Below are 12727 nucleotides of genomic sequence, written 5' to 3'. Positions count from 1 at the left end.
TCTGCAGATCAGCTTTTCTTGGATTCTGTTTTCAGAAAGTTCGAAAATTTATCGCTGGCAGGTATTGAATTGGTTTACCATCATAAAAATGATAAGGGAAGAAAGCAGCCTATTTTATGACTAACAATCGAAAGATATGGAGGGATTTTATGAGCAATCCTATCGTTAAATCACAAGTTGAAGAAGTACATACTTTCCTTGAAAAGACCGTTACCAACCTGGAGAATTATCTTAACAACGTTACCATTGAACAGCTGCTGCAGGAGCAGCATGGGGATAGAGCTTACTATGAAGGAGTTCTCTCAAATATCAGAAGGCTGCTTGTGCATTGCGAGGAAGGCCTTGATTCGTGCCATATCGTCTTACAAAATGAACCATTCCTTAAAAGAGCTGCAGAAAAAACCCTTTACAAAATTTATCACCAATGTATAGAAGAATTCTTCTCGCCAAGATACGATTTATGGTATGAAGACAGCAGGTCGGCCTATACAGGGAAAAATTCAATCAAGTTTCGCCAGGAGCTCCCTGAAAGTATTGTTAAACTGTTGACTTCAGCGGAAAGCGGATTCCAACAGACAAGGGAAGAACTTGAATATTATGAAACAGATTTCCGGACGAAAATTACCCAATCCCGGGGATGAAATAGCTCTAAACAGCAACGGCACTGTCGCTTGCTGTTTTTTTGTTTGCCTGAAAATCTGCTGGTAAACAGGTTTTTAAAAATCATAATTACTACTCTCAAGCATAGACTTGTACAAACAGTTATGGACAAGGAAAGGAAGTAGATGTCTATGAAGAAGAGGAGAATTCAAGCCTACATATGTGTGGTTTTCATACTTTCGGTCATTTTTTCTTCTTTTAGCGGTACAGCCGAAGCATCGCCTTCAGTCAGTGCGCAGAGGGCTATAGTCATAGATCAGGACACAGGAAGGATTTTGTATGAGAAAGATGCAAACACCAAAAGCAGAATTGCCAGCATTACGAAGATCATGACCGCCATTCTGGCCATTGAATCAGGGAAGTTGGACGAAACCGTGAAAGTCAGTGATAACGCGGTAAAAGCGGAAGGGTCGTCGATTTATCTGAAACCCGGTGAAAAAATTAAACTCGAAGACCTCGTGTATGGATTGATGCTTCGGTCAGGGAATGATTCTGCTGTGGCGATTGCCGAGCATGTCGGAGGTAGTTTGGAAGGTTTTGTGTACCTAATGAACAAGAAAGCGGAAGAAATCGGGATGATGAACACTCACTTTGCCAATCCGCATGGCCTGGATGATCATGAAGAGCATTATTCTACAGCTTATGATATGGCTGTCTTGACAAGGTATGCAATGCAAAATGAGAAGTACATCGAAGTTGCCGGAACAAAAGTCCATACATCTCCCGATCCGGAAAATGATTGGGACAGAAAGTGGAAGAACAAAAACCGGCTCCTCACAGAATTATATAAGTATTGTACAGGAGGCAAAACCGGATATACCAAAAGAGCAAAGAGGACACTTGTCACCACTGCCACCAAAGGCGAACAAAACTTGATTGCAGTCACCCTGAATGGGCCGGATGACTGGAATGATCATATTCAGATGTTTGAATATGGTTTTAAGAATTTTGACACTGTGATCGCTATTTCCGAGGGGAAAGTTAAAGACATCAAGGACACCTTTTATAATGGGAAAGTGTATATAAAAAGAGACGTCTTGCTGGCTTTAAAAAAGGAAGAGGAAGACAGCGTGAAAGTAGAATATAAACTCCTGAAACCCAAAGATTCATGGAAAGATACAACAGCCCCTGAAGTGGTAGGGAAAGCCGTCATTTATATGGGCGACAAGGAGGCAGACACAGTACCTTTGTACTTCAGTCAAGAGGTGAAAGAGAAAAAGAGCTGGTGGATGTTCTGGAAACAATCATTTATCTCTGTTCTCGGAGTGAGAACTCATGGTTAATTATATCTGGGTCGCGCTGACAATCATTGGATTGATCTTTGCAGCCGTGAATGGCAAAATGCAGGAAGTAAATGAAGCGATTTTCCAATCCGCCAATGAAGCAGTCACCCTTTGTATCGGCCTTATCAGTATTCTGGTATTCTGGCTTGGGATCATGAGAATCGCCCAGGATTCCGGTCTGCTGGATAAGCTTTCTTATTTGTTCCGTCCGATTGTCAAAAGGTTGTTCCCGGAAGTGCCTGCAGACCACCCTGCAATGGGATACATTCTTTCCAATATGATGGCCAATATGTTTGGACTGGGAAATGCTGCAACTCCTTTAGGAATCAAAGCCATGGAACAGCTTAAAGAATTGAACGGGGGAAGGGATTATGCAAGCCGTTCGATGATCACCTTCCTTGCCATTAATACTTCGAGTTTGACCATCATTCCAACAACAGTGATTGCCATCCGGATGAACTATGAATCTGCATCACCGACTGAAATTGTCGGCCCGACCCTGATTGCGACCTTTCTTTCGACAGTGGGTGCAATTTTGATTGACCGTTATTTTTATCACAGAAGAATCCGCAATGGAGTGAAGTGATATGCAGATAATATCGACAATATCGTTATGGCTGATACCGGTGCTCATTGGAGTCATCCTTTTATATGGAACATACAAGAAGGTCCCTACGTATGAGAGTTTCGTGGATGGCGGGAAAGAAGGAATCAAGATCGCCGTTTCGATTATCCCATTCTTGATAGGGATGCTGGTGGCCATCACTATCTTTAGAGCTTCTGGAGCCTTGGAGTTCTTTGTATCTTTAATGGAACCGATGCTGCATGCAATCGGAATTCCAGCGGAAATTGTCCCTTTGGCATTCATCCGCCCTATATCCGGCACCGCCGCCTTGGGGATGGTAAGTGATTTACTTGCCACTCATGGTCCCGACTCATTCATTGGCAGACTGGCCTCCGTCCTTCAAGGCAGCACAGACACCACCTTTTATGTATTGACCGTATATTTCGGAGCTGTCGGCATCAAAAAAATGGGTGATGCCTTAAAAGTAGGCCTGCTTGCAGATTTAATCGGTATTGTGGCCGCCATCGTGATTGTGACCTTGATGTTTTCTTGAAACTGCATGGTGAAAAACAGCAAGCACCTTCAAGAATCACCTATCCGGGCCCATTCTTGATGCTTAAGGTAAGGTGGTGTCTCTCTTATTACTTAGAGGCATCACCGCTTACGCCTGCATGTGTAGCGAACCTCATGACAAGCTTATCGTATGCAATTATACACAAGATGGCGATGCCCCGGTTCGAAAAGCACATGAAAAGGTCCCTGCCGCCACAATACTTTTCACTTAATTGGCTGCCCATGAAAATCCTTGATGTATGTCACTTAAACTAGGTTCTCCCTGAGGAAGCAGTTAGCCTGAAGGCTGGAGGCGTAGCGCGGGGAGTCCGGTTAGATTAGTAAAAAAAGTTTTGGTAACTTAAAAGTTAGATGCAAACCACCTTCTTTTCGTGCATAACTTTCCATTCAGACGCATAACCATTTTTTCGTTTAAAATTGATACTATCAAGAAGGATTATTGATGCTTTGATAGAATGTATAGCAAACGAAAGAAAGGAGCGATAAATTGATTGAAAGAAGAGAACTGTTCCTCCCAGTATTCAACAAAATGAAGCATTTTTGGCTAGATTGGTCCCTCAGCATCCAAAAATAGAGCTTATTCAGGAGGATTTATCCAAAAGGCTAACCGGGTACAAAGGCGAATGCTCGGTTGATTACTATCTAAGTTTATTGCCAGAAAAAGAGTACCGTATTTTCCAGAGTCTCAGGCTTCCGCAGAAGAGGTATACTTTCAAATGGATATCCTCCTGATTTCCCCTAAACGAGTCATTCTCCTTGAAATTAAAAACATATCTGGCATCGTGGTTTTTGGAGATCCGTCCAATCAGCTAATCAGAATAAAAGATGATCTTGAGAAAGGCTTTGAGAACCCCATCACCCAAATGCGCCGCCAGAGATTCCAGCTTTCTAAATGGCTGTCTAAAAACAATTTCCGCCTACCTCCCATTAAATGCTTTGTAATCGTCAGCAATCCTTCCACTATTATAAAATCCGCTTCCCGGGATTCAAATCTTTTTCAGGCTGTATGCCATACCAATCAACTCCTTTCAAAGCTTGAAAGTCTGGAGAGGTCATCTTCAGGTCAGCCATTATTGGAGAATAAAATAATCAAGAGAATGGGGAGGCAGCTTCAAATGCAACACACACTGCATATCCCCGACATTCTAGTGGGTTACGGGCTATCCGCAATGAGGTGAAAATGGGTGGGAAATGCCTTGATGCTCATTTATCCCAGTGAAAAGAGAAAGAGGAAAATGGTTTTGTCCAACCTGTCAGAATACCTCAAAGAACACCCGCCTCCAAACCCTCTATGAATATTCTCTTCTATTCGGTCCAACCATCACTAATAAGAAGGCAAGAGAGTTACTTCAAATAACTTCACGTACAGCGGCAGGCAAACTTCTCTCAGAAATGGATTTGGAGATGACAGGAAGTGAAAGGGGCACACAATATCACTTTAAACCTAACAAGAGTAGTTCAAGCAAATAAAGTGGATGGCCAAAAGGGGGGCGTATCTGCGAAAAGGATGCCGTTCGTTTGGATTCTGATCCTGAAGGAGATTCACTTGTCTGCATTAGGCTGGTGACCCAGGTAACTATCCCGGGGGAGAATAAAAAGCGGAAAGGTCCCACTCAGGAAGAAATCATCTTTAAAAGGCGAAATCCTACACGATTTCGCCTTCATTTGTTCTGTTTCATTCAGTTTGTTTCCACTCTGGAAGTGTAGAGAGGCCAGCCCTGCGACAGAAACGCCATTCGTCATAAGTCCATATCAACTCACTGTGTTCGTTATGATCCCTTTTTCTCATACAGGCACCCTCCAGTCCGTACCGAGCTGAACGGCCCATTCGCCTATTATAGAGCCGATGAGGTTCAACGCCTGCCCTGTAGAGATGAGAATCGTGGAACGGATAGCAGCTACCTATTATTAAAATTGCCTGGAAGTTTAAAAAACACTGCATTACCAATACTAATAAAGGACAATCCCTTTGCATTTTACAGCTTATATGTGATAATTCATTCATGTGAAGGAATTTCAGCCGAATGATGTACTTACGGACTTTAAATATATAAAATCTGAAACGAATCATATTCGAATGAAAACGGTGTTGATGCAGCGGAAGGTGAACGACCTCCTGCCGGAATAAACCGACAGGTGAAAAAGTCAGTTCCAGCCCATGCCCGGCTGAACAGGGTCTTCGTGCTTTTTAGTGATAAGCCATTGAATGGCTATCGCTCTTCGTGATTCTTTTATCTCATGCAGGAGCCCGAAAATCCGTACAGCGCGGAACAGCCGTTTCTGCGTTTGGGTTCACAGGGACCCCTGCGGAGTCGTTCACCTGGAGCGGAAATCAACATAACACGTACTTAATTAAGAGGTGAAATGAATGGAACGCTTACAAAAAGTCATTGCACACGCTGGTGTAGCTTCAAGAAGAAAAGCGGAAGAGCTGATTCTCGAAGGGAAAGTCAAAGTGAATGGCAAAACAGAAAGAGAATTAGGAACTAAAGTTTCTGGAACAGACAAAATCGAGGTGAACGGTATACAGATTGAAAGGGAAAACAAAGTATACCATCTCCTTTATAAACCAAGAGGAGTCATTTCTGCCGTAACAGACGACAAAGACCGTAAAGTCGTGACAGATTTCTTCCCTCATATCCCAGAGCGGATATACCCGGTTGGAAGGCTTGACTATGACACTTCAGGCCTGCTCCTTCTGACGAATGATGGTGAGTTTGCCAACCTTTTGACTCATCCCCGTTATAATATAGACAAAACCTATGTTGCCAGGCTTAAGGGGATTCCACCTAAATTCAAACTGAAAGAACTGGAAAAAGGCATTACGCTCGAAGATGGAAAGACAGCCCCTGCTAAAGTGAAAATCTTAAATATTGAAAAAAAACAAGATAAATCCATAGTGGAAATCACCATTCATGAAGGCAAAAACAGACAGGTGAAGCGGATGTTTGAAGCCATCGGCTATCAGGTTCAAAAGCTGAAACGGGAAAGGTTCGCGTTTTTAGATCTTCATGGCTTGAATGCAGGTGAATCAAGGGAACTTACTCCCCACGAAGTGAAACAGTTACGAGCACTCGCTGAAACAGGCAATCTGTTATAAACTATACGTCCAAAGCTGGAGAAAGTGTCACACTTCCTTCATAATCATGTAGATGATGAAAAAAGCAAAAATGCTATAATAGATGGGAATATATCAATTCAAGTGAAGGGACAATCATATTGTCCCTTTCGTTTGGCGTAAAAACAGTCACATGCAAGGAGGCAATTTGGAAGATGGACAAAAAGAAGCGCCGCTTGCTTATCCGCACAATTATTCTGATTGTGCTGGCTGCAGCAGTCATATATACCTTATATGCAAATTTCACTAAGGATGACAGGGGAGTCCTGCAAGCCGGGGACCAGGCACCTGACTTTGTACTCCGTGATATGGAAGGCAACAGTCACCGATTATCTGAATACAAGGGCCAGGGGGTCTTCCTTAATTTCTGGGGCACTTGGTGTAAACCTTGTGAGAAAGAAATGCCTTATATGGAAAATCAGTACCAGGCATTTAAAGACCAAGGAGTACAGGTATTAGCTGTTAATGTGGGTGAATCAGACTTTCAGGTGAACAAATTCATTGAAGAACACAATCTGACTTTCCCTGTCGTAGTAGATTCAGAGAGGGATGTGCAAAATGCTTATGGCATCAAGCCATTGCCCACTACACTCCTTGTCAATGCTGAAGGAAAGATTGAAAAAATCCTGACAGGAGAAATGACGGAATCTGACATTAAACAGCACATGGAAAGCATTAAACCTAATTAACGGCGGCCTGTCCCTTACGGGGAATCGCGGCCAGAAGAATGAGGAGTTTTAGCATGAAGGAAATCAAATGTGAATGTGGTCATGTAAACCCACATGGAACGATCCTTTGTGAATCATGTGGAAGGGCTTTGACAGAAGAAGCAAAAAAAGACAAGCTCCATGATATGAGATACGAAGGAAGCGCAAGGCGTTCACAAACCTATAACAAATCCATTGTCGACAAAATCTGGAACTTCTTTTCATCAGTCAAAGTTGGAATTTGGCTGATATTGATTACCTTAATAGCTTCAGCCGTGGGAACGATCCTTCCTCAGGAAATGTACATCCCGACTACAACACCTCCTGAAGAATATTATTCAGAGGTATATGGCTGGTTTGGCGAGCTTTATTATACTCTCGGTTTCCATGATATGTATGGATCCTGGTGGTTCCTATTGATGATTGCCTCTATCGGGATTTCCCTCGTTATATGCAGTCTCGACAGGGTCATTCCATTATACAGGGCCCTGAAGAAACAAAAGGTGTCAAGGCATGAAGGTTTCCTGAAAAGACAGAGGTTGTATAGTGAGACAGAGTTGGCAAACCCTGAACACAAGATGCAGGAAATTAAAAAGAAGATGGAATCAAAGAGGTACAAGGTACGCGAAGAAGACGGAAATCTGCTGGCTGAAAAGGGCAGATTCTCCAGGTGGGGTCCGTATGTCAATCACGTCGGATTGATCATCTTTTTGATTGGTGCGATGCTTCGTTTTGTCCCAGGCATGTACGTAGATGAGGTGCTCTGGATAAGAGAAGGGGAAACCCGTGCCATTCCAGGTACCGACAAAGAATACTATCTGGAAAATAAAGGGTTTACACTGGAGAATTATGACAAAGGGAACGACAAAGAAGTATTTGATGAAGCCATCGATAAGAATGGTATCATTGCCAAAAATTATCAAACGGATGCTGTCCTGTACCGCGCGGAAGAATCTGATGTTGCGGGTGAAAAGGCAGAAATGAAAGAAGAGAAAGAGAAAGCGATCCAGGTGAACCAGCCGCTGAAATTTGGTTCCTATGCAATCTATCAGACCAGTTATCAATTGGATGAGTTTAAAGCCATGTCGTTTACTCTCTCCAATAAAACGTCTGAAGAAGAGTTTGGAAAGTTCACAGTCGACCTGTTTGATCCGAAAGGAATGTATGAACTGGAAGATGGACACAAGGTAGAATTGATGGGGTATTACCCAGATTTTTCAGGATTTGATGATAAAGGGGAGCCTCAAACAAAATCTCCGCTGCCAAATAATCCTGCCTTTCTATTTAAGATGTTCTCACCTGAAAAACCGGATGGTGAAATAAGTTTTGTCGGAATTCAGCAAAACCTCGAGCCGTTGGGGGAAAATGTCTATAAAATGAATTTTGCCGGTCTGGAAACACGTGATGTATCCGCTCTGACAGTCAGAAAAGACCTGACTCTCTGGGTGATCGGCATAGGTGGAGCCATCTTCATGATTGGAGTTGTCCAAGGAGCTTACTGGAATCATAGAAGGATTTGGGTCAGAAGGTCCGGAGGCGGCTTGATCGTTGCCGGCCATACCAACAAAAACTGGCATGGATTGAAGAAAGAAATCCAGTATGTTCTGGAAGACACTGGTATTAACGAACCTCAGGATCAACAACAGCAGAAGGAAACGACAGAAACCAAAGCAGTTTAAAGTATGTGATAAATATCTTACGGCTGCCGTTGAGAGGCTTAGTATCAGGCTTTTTGACGGAGGCTGTTTGTAAAAGGAGGATTTCCTGTGACGGATTTAGCTCAATGGAGCAGTAATTTATTATACATTGCCTTTATTCTCTACCTTATTGCAACACTCTTTTTCGGGGGTTCCATCCGTGATAAAAAGACAGATCAGAAAGGTGTAAACCGATGGGGCAAAATCGGGATGGGTATGACGCTGGTTGGCTTTGCTGCCCAGCTGGGATACTTTTTCACACGGTGGATTGCTGCAGGACATGCTCCAGTCAGCAACTTGTTTGAATTCACAACGTTCTTCGGGATGATGCTTGTCGGCGCATTCATTATCATCTATTTTTTATATCAATCGACAATCTTGGGCCTCTTCGCATTGCCTATCGCTCTTTTGGTCATTGCGTATGCAAGTATGTTCCCAAGAGAGGTAAGCCCTCTTATTCCTGCACTGCAAAGTGACTGGTTGAAAATTCATGTAACGACAGTCTCGGCAGGTGAAGCGATCTTGGCAATCAGCTTTGTAGCAGGATTGATTTATCTTTTGAAAAAAGTAAATCATGACCGGGATAAGAAGCAGTCCTTCTGGCTTGAAAGTGTTATGTTTGGATTGGTCGTTGTCGTTGGGTTCATCGCCGCTTCAACAACGTTTACTCTCCTGGATTATAGTGCGGAATTCCAATATGTTAACCAGACCGGCCAGGAAGCTGTGGAAAAATACACGATGCCCGCTCTTGTTGCTCCGAATGAGGGAGAACTGGTGACAGCTGATAAGCTGGAACCAGCAGTGGAAATGCCGTCCTACATTAATGCACGCAAACTGAATACAGTGCTTTGGTCTTTAATCATTGGAACCGGCGTTTATTGGATTTTGCGTCTGATAGCAAGAAAGAAGATCAGTTTATGGATCCAGAAGCATATGAAAAATGTGAACCTGGACTTGATGGATGAAATAGGGTATCGTTCTGTGCTGATCGGCTTCCCTGTATTTACATTAGGCGGTTTGATTTTCGCAATGATATGGGCCCAGATAGCATGGAGCCGTTTCTGGGGCTGGGATCCAAAGGAAGTATGGGCGCTTATTACATTTTTATTCTATGCAGCCTTCCTGCATTTCCGCCTCTCAAAAGGATGGCATGGGGAAAAGTCAGCCTGGCTGGCAGTGATTGGTTTCATCATCATCATGTTTAACCTTGTTGCTGTCAACTTGATCATTGCAGGACTTCATTCCTATGCATAATCAGACAGGGAGCATAGTTTAAAGAAGCATTCAATGCGTGGCTGCTTCCCTTCTGAAAAAGATCTGAAAAAGATAACTCCTCCGCTTTTAGTGGAGGCTTTTTTCTACTAAAATAAGAAGTAAGAGCAAAAGATTAACTATATCCGAAGGGGGATAAAACCATGGATCAGGACGTAAAGGTTTTGATAGTTGATGATGAAGATCGTATCAGGAAGCTTTTGAGAATGTACTTGGAAAGGGAAAACTATATCATTGAAGAAGCAGAAGATGGCGAGAGTGCTCTTGAACTGGCTTTGACCAATGAGTATGACTGCATCCTGCTTGATCTTATGATGCCTGGAATGGATGGAATAGAGGTGTGCAAGGAACTCCGCCAGAAAAAATCCACACCTGTGATCATGCTTACAGCAAAAGGTGAAGAGGCCAATCGCGTTCAGGGATTCGAGGTTGGAACAGACGACTATATTGTGAAACCGTTTTCTCCAAGGGAAGTGGTACTCAGGGTTAAAGCTCTCTTGAGAAGGTCATCCAAGACAAGCTATATACATACAGACACAAAGACGAAAGATATGATTGTTTATCCTCACCTGACAATCGATAACGATGCACATAGGGTCACAGCAGACGGGAAAGATGTCAACCTTACCCCGAAAGAATATGAACTGCTTTACTTCTTGTCTAAAGCGCCGGATAAAGTCTTCGATCGGGAGCATCTATTGAAAGAGGTATGGCATTATGATTTCTTCGGAGATCTAAGAACTGTGGATACTCATGTGAAACGGCTTCGTGAAAAGCTGAATAAAGTTTCCGAGCAGGCAGCGAAAATGATTGTGACCGTCTGGGGAGTAGGCTATAAGTTTGAGGTTAATAATGAATGAGGCTATGGCGCAGTGTTGTAGGTAAACTATGGATCACCATCCTTCTATTAGTAGCATTTGTCCTTTTTATACTGACGATTCTTCAGCTTGAATTCTTCCAAAACTACCATCTGGAGCAGGTCGAGAATGATTTATCCGATACAGCTGAGAAGATAGCGTCTGTTGTGGAAAACCACGAGGATTTAAGTATGGGGTTGCAGATTTCAAAAGAAATAGTGGATGATCCCCACAATTTAATCATTGCCGAGAGTCGGAACAAGTTATACTATGCAGAAGACAGTACAGCAGAACATCAGCTGCTTATTCAGGAAATCCTCGATGAAAAAGAAGTCAAGGCTGTATTTCAACAGGATAGGCCGTTTATTAAGGAGCTCCATTTAAACGGTGAATATGTTTCTGATCTGTATGAGAATATCGTAGTTGTCGGGGCACCGGTACAAATCGGCGAAACATCAGGGGCAGTCTTGATATTTCAGTCATTGGAAGAAATAAAAGAAACGACAAGGCAGACGACCAAATTAATTCTTCTTGCTGCAGGGATTGCCATCATCCTGACAACAATCTTTGCCTTCTTCTTATCGACACGTATTACGGCTCCGCTCCGAAAAATGCGAGAAGCAGCCTTTGAAGTCGCACGGGGGAAATTCGATACCAAGGTGCCGATCCTAACGCATGATGAAATTGGTGAATTGGCAACCGCCTTTAATCAGATGGGGAAACAATTGAATTTTAATTTGCATGCCCTCAGCCAGGAGAAAGAACAATTGTCCAGCATTTTAAGCAGCATGGCTGATGGGGTCATCACTTTCAACAGAGATGGAACGATTTTGATTACCAACCCTCCTGCGGAAAGATTTTTACAGCAATGGTACTATGAACAAGAGGGCAATGACCAGGAAGCCATTCCAACGACATTGAAGGAACTTCTTGAACAAGTCATTCTCCTCGAAAACGAACAGACAGGAGAAGTAAGCCTTCAGGGCCGTTCATATGTCGTGATAGTAAGTCCACTTTATAATGAAGAATATGTAAGGGGAGCTGTGGCTGTAGTCAGGGACATGACAGAGGAAAGGCGGCTCGACAAGTTAAGAAAAGATTTTATCGCTAATGTTTCACATGAGCTTCGGACTCCGATAGCAATGCTTCAGGGATACAGTGAAGCCATCGTTGATGATATTGCCGGGTCAGAAGAAGAGAAAAAGGAAATCGCGAGGATTATTTATGATGAATCCCTTCGTATGGGAAGGCTCGTTAACGATCTCTTGGATCTGGCACGCATGGAAGCGGGACATATTACCCTGAATAAAGAAAGAACAGATTTGCCTGGATTTCTCGAACGTGTGACCAATAAATTTCAGGGGTTAGCGAAAGAAAAGAATATCGTGTTAAGTTTCAATGGACAGGTCTCCGGTAAGGGGGTACATGATATGTACATTGACCCGGACCGCTTGGAACAAGTGCTGACAAATTTAATTGATAATGCATTAAGGCACACCCCGGAAAAGGGAAGTGTCTCGGTCGATTATAAACCATCCAAAACAGGGATATTGGTTGAGGTCAGTGATTCAGGTTCCGGCATCCCTGAGGAAGACCTGCCTTTTGTTTTTGAACGGTTCTATAAGGCTGATAAAGCAAGGACCCGCGGGAAGTCTGGAACAGGACTAGGTTTGGCGATAGCGCGGAATATCATTGAAGCCCACAATGGCCAGATTGGTGTTCACAGTAAAGTGGAACAAGGTACGACGTTCTCTTTCTTCCTTCCTCAATAATCGCCAAATAATTCTCCTGGCAACAGGTTTGACCGTCCTATGCTGGAGATTGATGACGATTAATCTTGTTACACGGGAAACATAGCATACTAATTTTTTTCAACAACTTCTTTTTGAAGCGAAATTGTTGATTTTCGCTGCAGGCAGACAATTCCGCCTGGCGGATTTCTGTCTCTCTCCTTGCGATAAATCACCATCAGATCACTGCCGCTCTTCTTGATTT

At 43.1% G+C, this 12727-nt stretch carries 11 protein-coding genes; all 11 read left to right on the top strand.

Annotated elements, in window-relative coordinates:
- Nucleotides 1–149: 149 nt before the first annotated feature.
- The 11 genes from AC4E8A_RS15690 to AC4E8A_RS15640 all read left to right on the top strand — a co-directional run bounded on the left by AC4E8A_RS15690 (nucleotide 150) and on the right by AC4E8A_RS15640 (nucleotide 12504).
- Complete coding sequence (locus tag AC4E8A_RS15690) at nucleotides 150–641, top strand: YpuI family protein (protein WP_490194223.1); 492 nt, start codon at nucleotides 150–152, stop codon at nucleotides 639–641.
- Nucleotides 642–791: 150 nt separating this feature from the next.
- Entirely contained in the window at nucleotides 792–1943 is a 1152-nt protein-coding gene (locus AC4E8A_RS15685) for a D-alanyl-D-alanine carboxypeptidase family protein (protein WP_490194221.1), read from the top strand.
- On the top strand, nucleotides 1936–2529 hold the full coding sequence (locus tag AC4E8A_RS15680; protein ID WP_490194219.1) for a nucleoside recognition domain-containing protein: 594 nt from the start codon (nucleotides 1936–1938) through the stop codon (nucleotides 2527–2529). The genes AC4E8A_RS15685 and AC4E8A_RS15680 overlap by 8 nt, the downstream gene beginning before the upstream one ends.
- A gap of 1 nt (nucleotide 2530) precedes the next feature.
- Nucleotides 2531–3061: a spore maturation protein gene (locus AC4E8A_RS15675; RefSeq protein WP_490194217.1), complete on the top strand. Its 531-nt coding sequence runs from the start codon at nucleotides 2531–2533 to the stop codon at nucleotides 3059–3061.
- 736 nt (nucleotides 3062–3797) lie between these two features.
- On the top strand, nucleotides 3798–4259 hold the full coding sequence (locus AC4E8A_RS15670; protein WP_490194215.1) for a nuclease-related domain-containing protein: 462 nt from the start codon (nucleotides 3798–3800) through the stop codon (nucleotides 4257–4259).
- A 1190-nt stretch (nucleotides 4260–5449) separates the two neighbouring features.
- Nucleotides 5450–6181 (top strand): pseudouridine synthase, encoded by a 732-nt coding sequence (locus AC4E8A_RS15665; RefSeq protein WP_490194214.1) that lies wholly within the window; start codon nucleotides 5450–5452, stop codon nucleotides 6179–6181.
- Between the two features lie 173 nt (nucleotides 6182–6354).
- Nucleotides 6355–6888 (top strand): thiol-disulfide oxidoreductase ResA, encoded by a 534-nt coding sequence (gene resA, locus AC4E8A_RS15660; protein ID WP_490194212.1) that lies wholly within the window; start codon nucleotides 6355–6357, stop codon nucleotides 6886–6888.
- A 53-nt stretch (nucleotides 6889–6941) separates the two neighbouring features.
- The gene (gene resB, locus AC4E8A_RS15655) at nucleotides 6942–8585 is read left to right on the top strand and encodes a cytochrome c biogenesis protein ResB (RefSeq protein ID WP_490194210.1); all 1644 of its coding nucleotides are present in this window, start codon (nucleotides 6942–6944) and stop codon (nucleotides 8583–8585) included.
- Nucleotides 8586–8672: 87 nt separating this feature from the next.
- Nucleotides 8673–9857, top strand: a complete 1185-nt coding sequence (gene ccsB, locus AC4E8A_RS15650) for a c-type cytochrome biogenesis protein CcsB (RefSeq protein ID WP_490194208.1) — start codon at nucleotides 8673–8675, stop codon at nucleotides 9855–9857.
- Between the two features lie 161 nt (nucleotides 9858–10018).
- Nucleotides 10019–10735, top strand: coding sequence for a response regulator transcription factor (locus AC4E8A_RS15645; RefSeq protein ID WP_490194206.1), 717 nt, complete (start codon nucleotides 10019–10021; stop codon nucleotides 10733–10735).
- Nucleotides 10732–12504 carry an ATP-binding protein gene (locus AC4E8A_RS15640; protein ID WP_490194204.1) on the top strand — a complete coding sequence of 591 codons (1773 nt, stop codon included), beginning with the start codon at nucleotides 10732–10734 and terminating at the stop codon, nucleotides 12502–12504. The genes AC4E8A_RS15645 and AC4E8A_RS15640 overlap by 4 nt, the downstream gene beginning before the upstream one ends.
- Nucleotides 12505–12727 lie beyond the last annotated feature (223 nt).

Source organism: Bacillus sp. SRL337, from assembly GCF_984799155.1.
This window is presented reverse-complemented; position numbering and strand designations above follow the sequence as displayed.

Excerpts from the sequence above, each read along its gene's own strand:
- AC4E8A_RS15690 (WP_490194223.1), top strand. The coding sequence starts at position 150 with ATGAGCAATCCTATCGTTAAATCACAAGTTGAAGAAGTACATACTTTC.
- AC4E8A_RS15685 (WP_490194221.1), top strand. The coding sequence starts at position 792 with ATGAAGAAGAGGAGAATTCAAGCCTACATATGTGTGGTTTTCATACTT.
- AC4E8A_RS15680 (WP_490194219.1), top strand. The coding sequence starts at position 1,936 with ATGGTTAATTATATCTGGGTCGCGCTGACAATCATTGGATTGATCTTT.
- AC4E8A_RS15675 (WP_490194217.1), top strand. The coding sequence starts at position 2,531 with ATGCAGATAATATCGACAATATCGTTATGGCTGATACCGGTGCTCATT.
- AC4E8A_RS15670 (WP_490194215.1), top strand. The coding sequence starts at position 3,798 with ATGGATATCCTCCTGATTTCCCCTAAACGAGTCATTCTCCTTGAAATT.
- AC4E8A_RS15665 (WP_490194214.1), top strand. The coding sequence starts at position 5,450 with ATGGAACGCTTACAAAAAGTCATTGCACACGCTGGTGTAGCTTCAAGA.
- resA (WP_490194212.1), top strand. The coding sequence starts at position 6,355 with ATGGACAAAAAGAAGCGCCGCTTGCTTATCCGCACAATTATTCTGATT.
- resB (WP_490194210.1), top strand. The coding sequence starts at position 6,942 with ATGAAGGAAATCAAATGTGAATGTGGTCATGTAAACCCACATGGAACG.
- AC4E8A_RS15645 (WP_490194206.1), top strand. The coding sequence starts at position 10,019 with ATGGATCAGGACGTAAAGGTTTTGATAGTTGATGATGAAGATCGTATC.
- AC4E8A_RS15640 (WP_490194204.1), top strand. The coding sequence starts at position 10,732 with ATGAGGCTATGGCGCAGTGTTGTAGGTAAACTATGGATCACCATCCTT.